The sequence below is a fragment of the Legionella bononiensis genome (assembly GCF_016786215.1).
Classification (GTDB): domain Bacteria; phylum Pseudomonadota; class Gammaproteobacteria; order Legionellales; family Legionellaceae; genus Legionella; species Legionella bononiensis.
The window spans coordinates 438,392-454,560 of the sequence record NZ_JADOBG010000022.1 but is presented as its reverse complement, the minus strand read 5'-3'; the positions used below and the strand labels follow the sequence as shown (position 1 = coordinate 454,560).

Genomic DNA, 16,169 nt, shown 5'->3' with positions numbered 1-16,169 from the left:
CATCAGGAACTTGTGAGTATATAAAAGTATATTTGCATTATAATTATACATATGTTCCTGATGAGGTTTTTATTATGTCCGATTTTATTCCTGTATTATCCGATCATGCTTATCAATCAACAGAGTTTTTATCAATCAATCCAGAAGACAACAGCGTACAGATTCAATTAAGTGTAGGCACCTGGAATATACAAGACAAATGTTTTTCAAAAGCGAACCATGTTACTCAAGCCTATGCGAATAATCCTTATGACGCAGATGAGACTCAGGCTAATTATGAGGTGCGTAAACGTGCTCAATTCAATAAAATCGAAGCGAATATTTCAAATGGCGGCGACGATATTGTGTTTCTCCAGGAAGTTGATTTTTTGTTTGGCAAACAAAATCTTGGATTAAAAAATGAGTTTCAACAGATGTTAAAACGGCATGGCTATGAATTGGTGTTTACTCAACGACCGAGCGATCCTAATCGTACTCAACAACCTATGGCTATGATTTATAATACGAACAAGCTGCGATTAAATTCCAGTCAGGGCGTTTTTCCAGCTCCCCCAGACGCCAATGGGAAACAGAAATATCGTGGGTATGAAACGACATTTACTTTAAAAGATGGTTCAAATCGTAAAGTTGTCGCTACCAACCTTCATTTACTTTATGGGCATGATTATAAAAATGAAATTGAAGAGTATCAACGAACCATGGAGCAAAGAGGTGTTCTCTCTGTTATGGGGGGCGATACAAATAATGTACAAAATTCAAATTTGAATACAGCTCTGGGCGACTGGTCAGCATCGACCAATATTTCTCGTGATCCCCAAACGAACCAATTAACAACGGCACATTCCGACCCAGGTAAACCTGGCCAAAGGATACAAAAAGCCTATGATAGATTCTTTGGCGTACCATCCGCCGGTAATTATTTAAAAACTCAGCCAACACAACGAAGTGAGCAGGTTGTACTCAATTCAACAGGTGAGGCTGAATTTAAACCGTTCACCAAATTTCCTGTTTCATTATCTCGAGTTAATGAACGATGGCGTCGGGGTAAGGATATCATTGCTGAATTGGAACTTGTGTACAGTAAAACTCGTACTTTACCTGAACGTCATGAATTATTGCAAGAAATGAGCGACGTGATTCAATTTAAAAATTTAAAACCGGCAAATTGCTTTACCAACTCTTTGATTTTGGAAGATTATAGGAGTTTTATTTTTAAACAGAAACATGATTTTTCTAAAGACAATGGTTCGGCTCACGGGACTCCCTTGCAACCGGCACCTAACCCTCAACCGATATCTCATACTCGCTTAAAACATAATCCGAAAAGTGATTATGCCTACTATATAGAGAAAGCAGACAGGTCAACTAATCCAGGTCGATCTCATTGGTTTAAAGTTTCAAGTGATTCAATGAGAAATCAATTAAAAGGGGATGCTTTAAAGTCTGAAATATTGGATAAACTCTATAAAAAAATCGAAAAATGTGAGACTGTACAAGACCTTAAGAAAGAAATTAAAGCAATTGAAAAAAGTACTGACTATGCTATTTTGGCTACCGGTCAAGGCTTAATCACCAAGTTGTCGCTAGGGCTTATTAAAACCAGTTCTGTTATTGCGTTTGAAACACTATGCCGTGAAAAAATGAGTGAGCTGAAAGGCCCCGGGTTTAAACCCTAAATATGTTGAGCATCCATTCTTGTTGCCCACTATCCAGTCTCCTTTATTCGACACCAGTGAATCTGTATAAAAATTTGCCAATAATGCCTTTGGTGGTCTATTATTAGTACATATAGGTAATGACTGATCCCGACTGAACCAGTAAATAATTCCAGATTGGGAGGTTGTTTTGGAGAGTGGTGTGTAAGCCTACAATCGGTAGGAAACCTTAAGCTCTACATAAATCTCCATTTTGCATTTCAGTCGCGGCTCAGAACTCGGGAGGTCGTTGCCTGTACTATATGTTACACCGGAATCTACCGCTAACAGCCCGTATGAGCTTTCGCTAATACGGGCTTAATTTTGTTATTGGTTGTTCGCTAAAGGAGGCTCTGGTGGAGTGGGCGTACATCCTGGAGTAGTGCCAATTATCGTTCCACACATACAGTAGCCATGATCATTTCCCATCGAGCAGGCTTTAAACTCACCATCTAAAATAAAACAATAATGAACTCCCCAGCCAATGCAGTACTCATCACAGGATTGTTTTGGATAGGCATAATTTTTTGCTATAGCGTTTCCTGAGCAGACATCAGCGGGCGGTTGTGAGCAATAATAAGAGTATTGATACCAACCCCCTGGTTTTTCGGAGCATCCTGGAGAGCATTGGGTTACAGCGCCTCCAGTGTCACATACGCCTTTACCTTGACACATGTCATCATGATTTGACTGACAAATTCCATGAGCCATGTACCGTCGACTTTCATTCCATCCAAACTGATCAGTTGACCAGGCAATTTTCGTAAAGCAGAGAAGGAATAATATAAAGCATGGCATAACAAAGTGAAGCAGTGTGTTAGTTGATTTGGCATATACGTTCATAAAAATCCTTTTCAAATCATCAGTTATTGGTGTGAATATCAATCAGGCGATAATAGTAAATAATAGGATTCTAACAATCAATGAATATCTGTTGGATAGAGAATCTGCGGATGGTTTGTTGTGCGTTATTCTATTTTATAATAATCATTTTTATCGGTAATTAAATCAGACTGCTTTGGGTTAACTGAGTTAAAAAGCCAAGAATTTTGTTACAGAAAGTTGTGTCTAATTTGAGTAATATTGGATCATGTTGTATAATTAAATGGCGACAACCTTGCTAGGAAGCTATCATGAACAAGTTACTACTTTCTCTTGTTATAAGTGTTCCTTTATTGTTGCTGAATGGTTGCACTGTAGAAACTGTTTCTGTTGATACAGTGGCTTATGATCCAGGATACAGCAATGATTATGTGTACTCTGTTGGTTATTATAATAACAGACCGTACTGGGGAAATAATTATTATTACTCCAGCTATTGGGAAGATGATTACGGTTATTGGGGTGGTGGCTACTACAATGGATATTAGAATATCTGAATTTGATTCTGATATTGTTAATGAAATGCCATATGTAATTGGCATTTCATTAAGCTACCTAAAATAAGGCTATTAATTTTATTGACGATTATTCTTTTGCTCGAGAAACATATTCGCCTTTACGGGTATCCACTTTGATTAATTCGCCTGTTTGCACAAACAGAGGTACTCGAACTACTGCTCCTGTTTCTAATTTCGCTGGTTTGCCGCCGCCGCCAGAGGTATCGCCTTTTAAGCCAGGATCCGTTTCAACAATTTCCAAAATAACAAAAGTAGGAGGCATAACTTGTATTGGTTCATTATTCCATAAAGTTACAATACAAATATCTTGTTCTTTTAACCACTGAGCCGCATCTGCAAGAACAGCTTCATTAAGTGCATATTGTTCAAAATTGTCTGGAACCATAAAGTGCCATTGTTCGCCATCATTGTAGAGATATTGCATTTCTACATCGGCAACATCAGCAGAAGGCAGGGTATCACCTGACTTAAAGGTACGCTCTACTACTCGTCCTGTTTTCAGATTGCGAATTTTAATACGAGTAAATGCCTGTCCTTTACCCGGTTTAACAAATTCACAGTCAAGAATGCTGCAAGGAGCATCATCTACCATTACTTTTAAGCCATTTTTAAATTCATTAGTGCTATAGATTGCCATTAGTGCTCCATAGTTGAGATTTTGCTGTATTTTCGCTAAAGTTCGCACAGTTTATCAAGTCTGTATAATTAATGCGAGATACCTCATTGAGTTGGCAAAAAAAATTAGCACTAGGATTCAATTCAGCAACTGATTTATTAAGTTATTTAGAATTGCCAAATAAAATGGGGAGCGCTTTAGCTGAGAAAGAATTTTCCTCACGTATACCCTTGAGTTTCGCAAATCGAATGCAGAAGGGCAATCCGAATGACCCCTTGTTATTACAGGTACTGGCTGTAGAAGGCGAGTTGGTCAGTCATGAGGCGTACAGTTTGGATCCTCTTGAGGAATTAAGTACTAATCCCTTAAAAGGCTTAATTCATAAATATCATGGACGCGTACTATTAACAGTAACTGGAGTTTGTGCCGTTAATTGCCGTTATTGTTTTAGAAGACATTTCCCCTATAAGGAAAATAATCCTGGACGAAATGGCTGGAAAGAGATTTGTGAGTATGTAGCGAATGATCCTTCAATTTCTGAGGTTATATTAAGTGGCGGAGATCCATTACTTGCCTCCGATTTGGTATTAAAGGAATTGATCGAACAATTAGAGCATATACACCATGTAACAACCTTACGGGTGCACACGCGTATTCCTGTAGTATTTCCCGAACGAATAGATAGTGATTTACTTTCGATATTAGAATCAACTCGATTAAATAAAGTAATTGTTTTGCATTGTAATCATGCGCAAGAGTTGGATGAGAACGTCCTTAAAGCCTGTACTGACTTAAAGACTGCAGGTTGCCTGTTACTGAATCAGAGCGTTTTATTAACAGGAATAAATGATGATCCAAAAATTTTGGCTGCATTAAGCCATGCTTTATTTGCTTATGGAGTACTGCCTTATTATCTCCATGTACTGGATAAGGTTAAAGGTGCTGCTCACTTTGATATGTCCATTTCGAAAGCACAAACCATCTACCAGCAGTTACAAAGTCTCTTGCCAGGATATTTATTACCACGTCTTGCAAGGGAAGAGCCGGGCAAGACGCACAAAACACTACTGATTTAGTGTGGTCAACACACCTTAAATTGGTATATCCTTTTCGGCATAAAGTTCAATTAATTTTTCCTGGGCGCAATTATTCCCTTGCGTTGTAGGTTTATAAGTACCATCACTTTGCATTTCCCAAGTGTTACTGTTGTCTTTAAGATAGTTTTTAATAATTTCATTCTTGATTCTTTTTTGACACTCATCATTGAGTATAGGAAACATAATTTCAATGCGATGGTATAAATTCCGTTCCATTAAGTCAGCGCTGGAGCAAAAATACTGTTCTTTTTCATTTGTTCTAAAGTAGAATATTCTATGATGTTCCAGAAAACGGCCAATAAAGGAAAGCACTCTGATGTTGTCAGAAATTCCTGGCAACCCTGGTTTTAAGCAGCAAACTCCACGGACCAGAAGATTAATTTTTACTCCCGCTTGTGACGCTTTGTATAACGCTTGGATAGTCACTTTGTCAGTTAATCCGTTTACTTTAAGCATAATTTCGCTCTCATTGCCTTCTGCAGCTGCAGTACTGCACTGTTCTATAAGTTGTAAGAGTGTTTTTTGTAGAGTAAAAGGGGAGTGACTAAGCGCCTTTAATTTTACTACCTTTCCTAATCCTGTTAGCTGTTGAAAAATCAGTTGAGCATCAGAGGTAATCGTTGGTTCAGAAGTTAACAATCCAAGATCCGTATAGCGTTTCGCGGTTTGTTCATGGTAATTTCCAGTACTTAGATGTACATAACGTTTTAACTTACCGTGCGTTCTTCTAACGACCAAGGTCATTTTTGCATGAGTCTTATAACCCACCACGCCGTAAAGCACCAAAATACCCGCGGCATGAAGCTTATTCGCCAGTTTTAGGTTGGATTCTTCATCAAAACGGGCTCGTAATTCAATAACCGCAGTGACTTCTTTTCCTGAGTGTGCTGCATTCACCAATGCATCAACCATAACTGATTCTGAGTGAGTTCTGTAAAGAGTTTGATTAATTGCCAATACATTGGGATCTGATGCGGCCTGTCTGACAAAATCAATGACCAAATCAAAACTTTGATAAGGATGGTGCAGTAATATATCTTGCTCATCAAGAACGTTAAATAAATTTCGCTGTGACTTAGGAAGCTTAGGATATTGTGCGGCAAAAACAGGATAATTAAGATCCGGTCTGTCTATGCTATTAATGGCGGTCATGTATCGTTGAAGATTAACAGGACCATCACAATAATAGGCATCTTCATGGCGTAGATGATATTTTTGTAAAAGAAAATCTACAATTTTATCTGGACATTTTTGTTCAATTTCCAATCGGACCACATGCCCATAATGGCGAGAAAATATTTCTCTCTGCACCGCTTTAGCTAAATCATCAATCTCTTCTTCTCTAAGAAACAAATCGCTATTACGAGTCAGGCGAAAAGAATAGCATCCGCTTATTTCCATTCCAGGGAATAAGCTGTTTACATGAGTTTTTATAATGGAGGACAAATAAACAAAATAATGAGCATCACCACATAATTCTGAAGGTAAATGAATCATGCGAGGTATAGACCTTGGGGCGTGTACTACTGCGTAATTAATATTTCGATCAAAGGCGTCTTTGCCACTTAAAGAGATGATAAAGTTAAGGCTTTTGTTAATTAATCTGGGTAACGGATGTGCCAAATCTAATGCTATGGGGCTGATTACAGGCAATATTTCATTTTTAAAATAATGTTTTGCCCATAAGTGAATATCATCAGTCCACTGATGGGTTTCAAGGAAATGAATATTTTCTTTGCGCAACGCAGGAAGTAATTGTTTATTGAAGATGCTATAGAGCTGATCGATTAAAAGGTGTGCTCTTTGACTGATTTGGCTAAATGCTTCGTCGGCTCGTAAACCGTCGATTGTTAATTTTCCTGAAGAAAGAGCAATTTTTTCTTTAAGTCCAGCAACACGAATTTCAAAAAACTCATCAAGGTTGCTGCTGCAAATACTAAGAAATCGCATTCGTTCTAATAATGGAACACGATCATCATTAGCGAGCATGAGCACTCGCTGATTAAATGCAATTGCAGAAAATTCTCTATTAATATAATAGTCTGGGTTATCCAGAGTCGTATCCAAGGGGAACTCCATTTTCTTCTTTTTAGTCAGGGTAGAGCTAAATCTGAAAAAACTCAACCCACCAGTAGGTTTTAGCCATTTTTTATTGATTCATAATGAGTAGTTAGCGCACCAAAAAAAAACAGAGCGCAATAAATACAAGAAAGCCATAAAAAGGAGAAACATTCCATACTGTCAAGGCAATAAAAAACAATACGGTAATCAATGCAATAGGGATTGAAAAATGCACGTCAATAACTCCCTGCGCTACCGAATAGGTTGCAGCAGCCAAGAGGGCTAAGGCACCATATTGTACTGAAATCATTATTTTTCGCGTAACGGGTCCGTTATGTGACGTTAACCAATGATAACCCAGTATTGCCATAATCAGGCCAGGTAGATTCAGGCATATCACCGCAAGGACTAAACCTAAAGCTCCTCCCGCCTTGTATCCTATAAGTGCTGATAGTTTTACTGCAGTTAGTCCAGGAAATAAAAAACTGGTTCCCAGCATTCCTATGAACTCTTCATTTTCTACCCAATGCCTGTAATTTACTGCTTCATATTCCAAAAGCTTCAGCATGGAATTTCCGCCACCCAGGGAGATGATGCCAATTTTTCCAAAACTGTAAATGATACCTAACAGTGTTTTGATCATGATTTAATGATGTTTTTCAGGAATGTTACATATTCGCAGGAAACCTGCTTGCCCAGCAAGTGCTCGCTAAGTAATTCTACTAAATATAACGATTTACCCTCAATACAGGCACTAAAATAGACATGATTTCTTACTTCCAGCCGAGCGAGTTCCAATTTTATATGAGGAGTGGTTGGAAATTTATAAATAAAAGCTTCTTTCCTGACAAATACTTCAATGCCCTTTTGTCGTGCTTCCTGGGCAATAGAATCTAAATAATCTGATTTAATGTCTTCTGCTGTATCAGGTTGATTATGTATCGTGTCCAGATTTATTTTGGTACCAAATCCTGTTGCCGACGGGGTATGTTGCAGTATGGGTTTGTACAATAATTCATTGCGTCGAAGTTTAATATTTAAATTAGAGTCAGGGAGCAGGTAATAAGAATCCTCTTTATGTTTTTGATGATAATTAGCCAGATCCAACAAAGAATTATCAATGCAGGTTAAATGGATAATTTCATCTTCAGACCAAAAAAAACGTCGTTCCCATTTAATCTCTTCATGCTCATCCGTGACGAGATTCGTTAAGGGAATCGTTTTGGTTGTTGAAAATTCAAAATTCCAAACAAGTCGTTGCGTCATGCTTTAATCACCTGTGTACATAAGTTTACGCTAGATTAAGAAGTTAATTTATGCAAGTTTAACCTTCATTTTCATTTTTAAAAGTGAATAATATGATACTCGCAAAATGGAGTGCAAAGAGTATATACTACCAATCTAGCCTGCAATAATAAAAAAGCAAAGGAAGGTATATTTATGGCATTATTATTTTTTTTAGTTTATTTGGTATTTACTCTGGTAGTGCTATATCGAGCCATGAATCCATTGGTATGGGAAATAGGTAGTATTGTTTATCTGATTCCAGCAACTTTTGGGTTGGGTTTTCCATGGGTAATAGGAATAGTACTGTGGGTTGTTATTCTGGCCGCCCTATTAATCGTTCAAGTTGAACCTGTACGTGCTTATATTGCGGATTTTTTATATAAGACTGCTGGAAAATCAGTCCCTAAACTGTCAAAAACAGAAGAAGAAGCGTTAAATGCCGGAGATACCTGGCTGGAGCAGGATATTTTTACTGGTACGCCTGATTGGGACCGATTAGCTAAAGTGAGTACCGAGCTTACAGCGGAAGAACAATCATTCGTAGATAATGAGACCCAAATTTTATGCAGCATGCTTGACGAGTGGGAAATCAGCCAGGAACGTGATTTACCGGCAAAAGTGTGGACTTATATTAAAGAAAAAGGGTTCCTGGGATTAGTGATACCTAAAGAATTTGGTGGTAAAGGCTTTTCAGCACGAGCACACTCGGATGTTGTATTAAAACTGGCGAGCCGATCCGGTGTGGCTGCTGTAACGGTTATGGTTCCTAACTCTTTAGGCCCAGGCGAGTTACTCAATTATTACGGCACAGAAGATCAAAAAGCGTATTATTTACCTCGTCTTGCCAAGGGAATTGATATTCCCTGTTTTGCCTTGACAGAACCAGGTGCTGGTAGTGATGCCACTTCAATTCAGTCTTACGCCATCGTGGTTAAAAAGAAAGTTGAAGGTAAAACGGTATTAGGCCTTAATATTACATTAGATAAACGCTGGATTACCCTGGCTCCAGTAGCTACGCTAATCGGTTTGGCAGTCAATTTGAAGGATCCTGATGGTTTATTACAGGGTGAGGGAGAGGAAGGTATTACCTGTTTATTGATACCGAGGGAGACTGAAAATCTTGAGATTGGTAACAGACATCTGCCTGCTGACCAACCCTTTATGAACGGTACCATCCGTGGCAAAGATATCTTTGTACCTATTACCTCTATTATTGGAGGTCAGAAAAAAGCCGGGGCAGGTTGGCAAATGTTGGTTGAATGTTTGTCAATTGGGCGATCCATTTCCTTGCCTGCCTTAGGTGCCGGATCATCCTCTGTGTCTTATTTGACTACAGGGGCATTTGCACGAATTCGTCGTCAGTTTAATGTGGAAATTGCACAGTTTGAAGGCGTTACAGAAAAGTTAGCCGAAATTGCTGGTTTAAATTATTTAATTAATTCAACCCGCTTATTAACGGTTGCGGCGGTGAATGAGCATAAAAAGCCCTCTGTTGCTTCTGCAATTACCAAGTATTTCAATACAGAATTAGCTCGAATCGTAGTTAATTCGGCTATGGATGTACATGCCGGGCGCGCTGTCGTCGTCGGTCCTCGTAATTATTTAACCAGTTTTTATCAAGGTGTTCCTATCTCGATTACAGTGGAAGGAGCCAATGTTATGTCACGAAATCTGCTGATCTTTGGTCAGGGTTCCATGGCGTGTCATCCTTATATTCGTGAAGAATTTTATGCTGTTGCAGGTGAGAATAAAGAGGCATTCGGGGAAGTAATCTGGAAGCATATTCAGTATTTCATGCAAAATCTGGCTAAAACGGTGTGTTCTGCATGGACCGGTGGGATCTTTATTTCGGCTCCAGATAATTCAATGAAACGGGAATATAAGCGTTTAGCTCGTTTAAGTCATGCTTATGCCTGGCTTGCTGATTTGTCTTTAATCTATCTGGGTGGTGATTTAAAGAGGAAAGAGCGTGTATCCGCTCGTCTTGCTGACGGGATGTCTTACCTCTATATGGCTATGGCGGCATTACGCAATGTGCAGATGAACCAAGATCATCCTGATGAACAAATTCATGCAAAATGGGCTGTCAGTTATTGCTTTTATCACGCACAAAAATCCATGATTGCTTTATGCCATAATTTTCCCTCCAGATTTTTAGGGATCGTTGCGCGTTTACTTGCTTTTCCTTTTGGACAAACCATGCAATACCCCAGTGATAAACTGGATCAAAAATTAGCAAAACTGATGACTGGTAATAATAATTATCGTGATCGCATGAAAAAATACATCTTTTTAAGTGGTGATCCTAAAGAACCAGTTGATCGAATGGAGCATGCTCTTCAGTTGATCATTCAAACTGAAGGACTTACTGCAAAGATAGCTGATTCAAAACGATTGAAATTCGGTAAACTAAAAGCGAAACTGCAGGAAAAAGTTGAAAAAGGCGAATTAAATCAACAAGAAATGAGTGATTTACTGGCAGTTGAGGATGCTCGCTGGGATGCGATTCTGGTTGATGAGTTCACCTTTGATTCTATGAAAAAGAAAACATTTAACTCCGTTATCGATACAATCAAAACTCCATTTATGTAAAATTTACAATTAATTAACGTCTATTGAAAAACCAGCTACCTGAACAAAGGTGCTGGTTTGCTATAATAAATTTATACATTTTACTTATTTTATATACATGTGAAGGTGTTGCGTTTCACGCTAAATAAAATGTTAATGGTTTTGCTATAATAGAGCATAATAATTAAATTGAAATAATTGATGTTCTGATCGCCATTGCCTTGGTGATTTTAACTGAAACAGTACGCCAACAGTTTTAGAGAGACTTATAACATGCCCAAAAAACCATTGCCCCCGAAGGAAATACTTTTACAGCTTATGAAGCTAACGGGCTCATCAATCCCGGGAGCACAGTATTTTGCTCAACAATTTAGACAGCTTCTGATCGATAACAATATGCTGAAAGAATGTCAGGATATAATGGATAAAGTAGATGAATATTTAGAATTTACTATCCATAAATTAACACCAAGCACACAATTCTGGTTTGGTGATCAGAGGTTTTTAACCGATTTTCAGAATATGCAAGAAAATCTGGCTACTGCTGCCGCTAAGAAATTGTCAGACCTGATCAGTCCTATAAATCTGGATATTGCCTTTGGGAAATTTGCTGACTTGTTGCGAGGGTATAGCACCACGAATGGTAGTCCTCTTTCGTCTGAGCAAATTGGGGCATTGGATGTTCTTTTAAATGCCTGGTTTTCTCAACAAAATAACGTAAGCAAGGGAAGCAAGATATATGAGGCCGATACTAATGGTGAAGTAATAACCGACGCAAATGGGAAACCAGTCACTGCTGATCCAGAGGAATTAATAGCAAAAATTTCGGATCCAGAGTCAGGATGTGAGTCATTTATGGAAGAAAAAGGAATTCCAGTCGTTGTGCAATTACATGAATATCCAGAAGAACAAATTGTGTCTGAAAAAGAACAAGTTGTTGAAAAAGCTCCTGAAGTGCGCAGAGAACCTGCTGCTGGCAAAGAAGAAGGTGTTGAAATCGAACCAACCGTAGCGCCTACTAGCACGGGTATGCCCTAAGAAGGCTAGTCCTTATCAGCGGCTTTAAGTCGGTCCATTGAGCCTATATCAAACCATGTCCCTTGATATAGGCTTCCAGTTACCTTATTTTGTGTCACCAATTGTCGAATTAATGGAGCAACAGAATATCTTCCCTGTTTGCATTGACTAAAGACTTTGGGATGATAAACGGCTATACCTGAAAAAGTATATTCTGGGTTTTCATTACACAGTTGATTTTGATTAATTAAACTAAAATCCCCATGATGATTTAATGCTGGATTTTTGTTAGTCAGAATAAGATGAATCGGTTTTTCTAACTCAAGATCAAGTTGCGCAAAATTGAAATCTGTAAATATATCAGCGTTGACTGTTACAAATGGTTCATTACCTAATAGAGGTAATGCTTTTACTATCCCCCCTCCGGTCTCAAGTCCACCTGGTGGCTCAGGAGAATAGCAGATTGTTATACCATAGCGTTGTCCATTACCCAGAAATTGCCTGATTTGACCGCCTAGATAAGCATGGTTTACCACCAGTTTTTCAAAACCTGCTTGTACCAGATTGAGTACATGGTGTTCTATTAAAGGCTTATTTTTAACCATGCACAGTGCTTTGGGTTGATCATCAGTAAGAGGTTTTAAACGTTCGCCTCTTCCTGCTGCCAGTATCATCGCTACTTTCATGGTAAATAGACTCGTTTTTGCAGAAAATGAAAGAGGGGATGAAGTTCTTCATAAGTCTCACTGCATTCAAGAACATATTTTAAGGTAAGAGGTAAATTATTCAGATAACCCGATTTATTATCTCGTAAATACAATCGGCAAAAAATTCCTAAAACTTTTAAATGTCTTTGCAGTCCACAGAGATCAAAGGCTCGGACAAATTCAGAAAAATTATAAGTGTTTTGCGCACTGGTCTTATGTTCATAAAAAAATCGTACCCATTGCAGAACCTTGTCTCTGGGCCAGGAAATGTAACAGTCTTTAAGAAGAGAGACCAAATCATAGGTTAAGGGGCCGCGCATAGCATCCTGAAAATCAATAACTCCAAAATCAACAGAGTCTGGACCATCGATTAACATCAGATTACGTGAGTGGTAATCCCGGTGAATAAAAGTTGAAGGCTGTTGCGCTACTTCTGTGGCAATCCATTCCATCATCTGTTGCATCAGGAGTGATTCATCTTCCTGCAAATTTAGTTTCAAGTATCTTTTTAAAAACCACTCTGGACAAAGCGCCATTTCATTTAACATGAATTGTTTATCAAAAGCAGGTAAATTGGGATCATCAACGGAACAAGTTTGAATTTTAAGAAGAGTTTTAATGGCTTCGTGATAATAAGTGTCGGCTGTATGTTCTTCTAACTTTCCTAGCAGAAGTTGATCGCCGAAATCACTGAGCAACAAAAATCCCTGTTCGCTATTTACAGCAAGAATTTCAGGAGTGTTTACATTGGCACTGGCAATGGTTTTGGCAATATGAATAAACGGTTCAAGATCTTCCTTGTCTGGTGGCGCATCCATTACTATCCTTGATAAGCCATTATATTGAATACGAAAATATCTTCGAAAACTGGCGTCTCCTGTTAGCGGAGTCAGGCTAAAATCTTTCTGAGGAATAACATGTTCCAACCATAGTTTCAGTGCGTTTTCTCTTTCATGCATGTTATACTTCCCAACTTTATTACCGGCTATCAATTTATATACTCGTCGTAAATGAGGATAATTGTGTGCATCATAAGGCATTTTGTTTGCTGTGAACATTAGGTTTTATAAGAAGCTTCTTAATTTTTTTTCACGAATCGTCTTATTGCGAGATAGAGCCTATTGTTTTTTTAAATGTTCTTCTGAAACCGTAACTGATTTATTTAATTCAGCCAAATGGTTTTTAATATGTGCTGGTATGACTGGATGCCTGCTGCTTCTGCTGATTTATCATGGATTTGCCTATTCTGCTTCTCTTATATCCGAACCGGTACAAGCCTGTGTCATCGCTCGAGATGTCGATTTAACGGATGCTATACGGGCTAAATTTGCTGAATGTCTAGGCTGGCAGGCTGATCAAAGCTCCCCTATCTGTTTGGGGTCTTATAAACCAACAACCGTTACGCCTTTGGGCAGCGTTGACGAAGTGCGCATATTGGCTGACCGTGTTTCATTTTACCGTGATAAACGATCTACTCTTTCTGGCAATGTTGAAGTGCAACAAGATCAGCGTGTTGTTAATGCGCAAACAGCCTATGTATATAGAGATGCCAAGACCAATGAGGTCACAAAAATTGAGTTTCTGGGAGATGTTCGATATTTGGAACCTGATAGACTGATGATTGCACGTAAAGCCGTCATTAATCCGCAGGATAAATCAGGTATAACAGAAGATGTATTATACCGATTTAACACCAATCGAAACAATGCGGCGCTTCCAGCATGGGGACGTGCAAGTTTAATCAGACGATTTGCGAATAAAGATTACTTCCTGCGCAAAGCAACTTATACAACCTGTGCTCCTCAGGATAAAGCCTGGGACATACAAGCTGAAACCTTATCCTTGGATGATGCAAAGGCGAAAGGCGTTGCGCGCAATGCGGTATTACGAATTCATGATTGGCCCGTATTTTATACTCCATATCTCAGTTTTCCTACCAGCAAAGAACGCAAATCAGGCTTTTTGATGCCGCTTGCCGGATATTCCAATGTGGGAGGTTTTGATCTTGGCTTACCCTATTATTGGAACATCGCTCCAAATTATGACATGACTATCGAGCCACATTTGTATTCCGAGCGTGGTGTCATGATGGGGGGGCAATTTCGTTATTTAACAGGAATGAGTTCCGGAAACATTGAGGGCAGTTTTCTTCCAGACGATAGAGCCTTTGGTACTTTTTTGAAGAATAACGAAATTCAATATCCCAGACTTTTGGGAAATTCAACAAATCGCTGGTCTTTTGGCATTTTGGATAGAACCTATTTTACTCCTGATTTACAGATGAATATTAATTTGGAACAAGTATCCGATGATTATTATTTTCAGGATTTCAGTTCTAATCTGGTGATGATTACCCAACGACAATTATTACGTCAGGCAGACTTAATTTACTCTACTGAAAATTGGACCTTCAGAGGAATGGGGCAAAGTTACCAAACATTACAACCAGTAAATGAAATACGTCTTTCCCCTGTTTATGAACGATTACCTCAGTTAATGGCAAATGGTTACTACTATGATTTACCGTTTAATGCCAATGTTAGTATTCTCGGTCAATATGATCAGTTCCATTGGCCTGTTGAACGATGGGATTTGGCTCCCTTGAGAATGCCTCAAGGCCCTCGATTTCATTTTAATCCCATAATATCAGTTCCAATGATAAAACCCTGGGGTTATGTCACTCCTTCGGCTCAATTTGTGGAGAATTATTACAGCGTGCAAAACAGCACCAATTTTGGTTCATATCACCAGGATTTTAATCGTACTATTCCGCGATTCAGCGTGGATAGCGGCCTGTTTTTTGAACGGGATCTATCGTTAAAGGGGGAGTCATATACTCAAACTTTAGAGCCAAGATTATATTATTTGCGTGTTCCATTTCAAAATCAGACACCTATTCCTGTTTATGATTCAGGATTTATGATATTTAATGCGGATCAACTATTCAGAACGAACCGGTTTTCAGGCTTTGATCGAATTGGAGATGCAAATCAATTGACTTATGCGCTCACTTCTCGTTGGTTATCTGAAGAAACGGGTGTTGAACGAGCGAGTTTTACTGTAGGTCAAATCAAATATTTTTCAGACAGGAAAGTTCAATTATGTCAAAGTCCTACAGGTTATTGTGTCGATGATCCCAATACCTTTGGTAATTTATCCTCAACATTTGGCACATCACCCGTTGCATCAAGAGCGGTTTATCGCATAAATCCAGCTTGGGCAATAACGGGCGATTACATTTGGGATCCTGCTACCAAGGCTACAAACAATGCTGATCTAAATTTGCATTATCAACCCATCCCCAATGCTATAATCAGCGGGGGGTACAGCTATTTGGTTAATGGAGATGTAACGGCCGTCAGGGACAATGGAAGAGCAAATAACGCGCTAAATCAAGCTATTGCCGCTTTTTCCTGGCCATTAAGTGAAAAGTGGAGCAGCATTGGAGCATACAGTCAGAATATTAGTAAAAATTACAGTATGATGTCTTTGCTTGGTGTGCAATATGATAGTTGTTGTTGGGCAGTACGAGTAATGGGTGGACGAACATTTAAAAATCTAAATGATAATTTTGAACCTCAATATAATAATAATGTGTATTTGCAATTATTATTAAAAGGCTTAGGATCAGTGGCAAATAGTGATCCTTATAATATACTGAGTACCTATATTCCAGGATATAATGATCCATTCCGTCGATAATTAGAGTAGAAATTAAC

General features: G+C 38.7%; 13 protein-coding genes. 6 read left to right on the top strand and 7 right to left on the bottom strand.

Features of this window, described 5'->3' with window-relative positions; translation table 11 throughout:
- Nucleotides 1–74: 74 nt before the first annotated feature.
- A complete protein-coding gene (locus IZU94_RS15510; protein WP_203112687.1) occupies nucleotides 75–1,676 on the top strand; it encodes a hypothetical protein in 1,602 nt (533 codons plus the stop codon).
- A 345-nt stretch (nucleotides 1,677–2,021) separates the two neighbouring features.
- Here IZU94_RS15510 and IZU94_RS15505 read toward each other — a convergent pair whose 3' ends face one another.
- Nucleotides 2,022–2,537, bottom strand: coding sequence for a hypothetical protein (locus tag IZU94_RS15505; protein ID WP_203112685.1), 516 nt, complete (start codon nucleotides 2,535–2,537; stop codon nucleotides 2,022–2,024).
- A gap of 290 nt (nucleotides 2,538–2,827) precedes the next feature.
- Between IZU94_RS15505 and IZU94_RS15500 the strand changes: the two genes are divergently transcribed.
- A complete protein-coding gene (locus IZU94_RS15500) occupies nucleotides 2,828–3,064 on the top strand; it encodes a hypothetical protein (protein WP_083501240.1) in 237 nt (78 codons plus the stop codon).
- Nucleotides 3,065–3,161: 97 nt separating this feature from the next.
- Here IZU94_RS15500 and efp read toward each other — a convergent pair whose 3' ends face one another.
- Nucleotides 3,162–3,731, bottom strand: a complete 570-nt coding sequence (gene efp / locus IZU94_RS15495; RefSeq protein WP_203112683.1) for an elongation factor P — start codon at nucleotides 3,729–3,731, stop codon at nucleotides 3,162–3,164.
- A gap of 71 nt (nucleotides 3,732–3,802) precedes the next feature.
- Here efp and epmB point away from each other — a divergent pair, with 71 nt between their 5' ends.
- Entirely contained in the window at nucleotides 3,803–4,786 is a 984-nt protein-coding gene (gene epmB / locus IZU94_RS15490; protein ID WP_203112674.1) for an EF-P beta-lysylation protein EpmB, read from the top strand.
- A gap of 15 nt (nucleotides 4,787–4,801) precedes the next feature.
- Here the strand turns inward: epmB and ppk1 are convergent, their stop codons facing one another.
- The 3 genes from ppk1 to IZU94_RS15475 form a co-directional block, all read right to left on the bottom strand.
- Nucleotides 4,802–6,886: a polyphosphate kinase 1 gene (gene ppk1, locus IZU94_RS15485; protein ID WP_203112671.1), complete on the bottom strand. Its 2,085-nt coding sequence runs from the start codon at nucleotides 6,884–6,886 to the stop codon at nucleotides 4,802–4,804.
- Nucleotides 6,887–6,977: 91 nt separating this feature from the next.
- Nucleotides 6,978–7,511: a chromate transporter gene (locus IZU94_RS15480; protein WP_203112668.1), complete on the bottom strand. Its 534-nt coding sequence runs from the start codon at nucleotides 7,509–7,511 to the stop codon at nucleotides 6,978–6,980.
- Nucleotides 7,508–8,134 (bottom strand): hypothetical protein, encoded by a 627-nt coding sequence (locus tag IZU94_RS15475; RefSeq protein ID WP_203112665.1) that lies wholly within the window; start codon nucleotides 8,132–8,134, stop codon nucleotides 7,508–7,510. Before IZU94_RS15475 ends, IZU94_RS15480 begins: the two co-directional genes overlap by 4 nt.
- A 174-nt stretch (nucleotides 8,135–8,308) precedes the next feature.
- On the opposite strand from IZU94_RS15475, the gene IZU94_RS15470 reads away from it, so the two are divergent.
- Both IZU94_RS15470 and IZU94_RS15465 read left to right on the top strand, forming a co-directional pair.
- Nucleotides 8,309–10,747, top strand: coding sequence for an acyl-CoA dehydrogenase (locus tag IZU94_RS15470; RefSeq protein WP_203112663.1), 2,439 nt, complete (start codon nucleotides 8,309–8,311; stop codon nucleotides 10,745–10,747).
- Between the two features lie 252 nt (nucleotides 10,748–10,999).
- The gene (locus IZU94_RS15465; RefSeq protein WP_203112661.1) at nucleotides 11,000–11,764 is read left to right on the top strand and encodes a hypothetical protein; all 765 of its coding nucleotides are present in this window, start codon (nucleotides 11,000–11,002) and stop codon (nucleotides 11,762–11,764) included.
- A 5-nt stretch (nucleotides 11,765–11,769) separates the two neighbouring features.
- On the opposite strand, the gene murU is transcribed toward IZU94_RS15465, so the two are convergent.
- On the bottom strand, nucleotides 11,770–12,429 hold the full coding sequence (gene murU / locus IZU94_RS15460) for an N-acetylmuramate alpha-1-phosphate uridylyltransferase MurU (RefSeq protein ID WP_203112659.1): 660 nt from the start codon (nucleotides 12,427–12,429) through the stop codon (nucleotides 11,770–11,772).
- Complete coding sequence (locus tag IZU94_RS15455) at nucleotides 12,426–13,409, bottom strand: aminoglycoside phosphotransferase family protein (RefSeq protein ID WP_203113409.1); 984 nt, start codon at nucleotides 13,407–13,409, stop codon at nucleotides 12,426–12,428. The genes murU and IZU94_RS15455 overlap by 4 nt, the downstream gene beginning before the upstream one ends.
- Nucleotides 13,410–13,647: 238 nt before the next feature.
- Between IZU94_RS15455 and IZU94_RS15450 the strand changes: the two genes are divergently transcribed.
- A complete protein-coding gene (locus tag IZU94_RS15450; protein WP_238400532.1) occupies nucleotides 13,648–16,152 on the top strand; it encodes an LPS-assembly protein LptD in 2,505 nt (834 codons plus the stop codon).
- Nucleotides 16,153–16,169 lie beyond the last annotated feature (17 nt).